The sequence below is a fragment of the Streptosporangium sp. NPDC003464 genome, assembly GCF_053588315.1.
This window is the reverse complement of the sequence record NZ_JBSFPS010000559.1, coordinates 1-1,331: the sequence shown is the minus strand read 5'-3', so window position 1 is coordinate 1,331 and position 1,331 is coordinate 1. Positions and strand designations below refer to the sequence as shown.

The window sequence follows — 1,331 nt, the reverse complement described above, 5'->3', positions numbered from 1 at the left end:
CGGGTGTCGATGTGGGTCAGTAGTTGGCGGGCGATTTCGATCTGGTCGACGCCGCTGTAGGTGAGGGTCGAACGGATTTTCCGCAGGTAGGGGTAGACCTCCAGCGATTGGCCGGTGATCCGCAGCGAGAGGTTACCTTCTTCGTCCTCTTCCGGTTGTACGTAGCGGATGAAGTAGGTGCCCCAGACGTCGTTGTCCCGCCACATGTGGATCTTCGTGCGATTCGGGATGATCTTCCGGGCTTTCGCAGCCTCATCCCGATTCGTCAATGGCGCGCTGGCTGAGAACTGGCCTGGCACGATGATCCTGCGCTGGCAGGTGTCGACCGCGAGATCCATCTCCGTCAGCTTCAGATCCGTTAAGAAATCAGCGACAACGCAACGATAAATAGTCACGCCACCCCCTAAATTGAAGACCCGAAGGTGATGCAAAGCAGGGCTAAAGCGGCATACCCCAGCCGGTGAAACCGGAACGAGCAGCGATGTTGACGGTGAAGCCGTGCCACGCTTCTATATTTGAGCTGACGGTGAACGTATGCGTTCCGGTTGCCCCGCTGCTGGCCAGTGTCCTTGTCGCTACCGCTGCCGAGGTTTTCGTCCGTGACTGCACGTCGGTCCGCTCAGTGAAACCCGCTGGCGGAGTCCACGTAACCGCCACTATTTGCGTCTGCTGGGCGATAGCGCATCGGATTTCGAAATCGTCGCTGCCTGTCGGTGTCGTCGACGGCGTTGAAACGCTCGTCGTCAAACCAGAGCTTCCGCTTTGCGCTACCACCGGAGTGTTCAGAGACCCATCCTGCACTGCGATGATGGAAACCACCGCGTCGGGGTCAAATCCATGCAGAAAGTCGTAGCTGCTCGGTTCGCTGGGGGCAGCAACTTTCCACCAGACCTTGGTGCCGCCCTCTGCACTACCGTCCCGGGCTCGGGAGGCCAATAGGTTCCACCCCCCGCCGAAAATCCCCATGCTGGTCATTGTCCCTGCATCGGTGGCGTGGAAGGCCACCAGAATGTCTCCAGGAGCGGTGCCGGCAGGCTTGGAGCAGATGGTGCTGCCCGCCCCCGCGGAAGCTGCCTGGGATGCGGCGCGAAACGACGGCATGAGCTACCTCCAGACGATCACACAGATTTGCGGCGGGGCCGCCGCTCAGCTACAGAGAGATCTGCACGGTGAGGTCGCCGCCCGCAATGGTGGAACCGACCTGGTCGATATCGACGCTGAGATAACTGCCGTTCGCCCAGCTGGTGACGTTCATATTCGTGACCTTGCCGCTGGTGAAGTTGGAGGCGGTGATCGCCGGCCTGTTGCCTTGCGTCGTGAAAATGGTCGTC

At 60.3% G+C, this 1,331-nt stretch carries 2 protein-coding genes and 1 pseudogene; all 3 read right to left on the bottom strand.

The window, feature by feature from the left end; all coding sequences use genetic code 11:
* Positions 1–395: pseudogene (locus tag ACWDS7_RS48525) on the bottom strand (hypothetical protein); the annotation flags it as partial.
* A 43-nt stretch (positions 396–438) separates the two neighbouring features.
* Complete coding sequence (locus ACWDS7_RS48520; protein ID WP_451934834.1) at positions 439–1,101, bottom strand: hypothetical protein; 663 nt, start codon at positions 1,099–1,101, stop codon at positions 439–441.
* A gap of 49 nt (positions 1,102–1,150) precedes the next feature.
* Positions 1,151–1,331: hypothetical protein (locus ACWDS7_RS48515; protein ID WP_451934833.1), on the bottom strand; the 181-nt coding region annotated here is incomplete at its 5' end.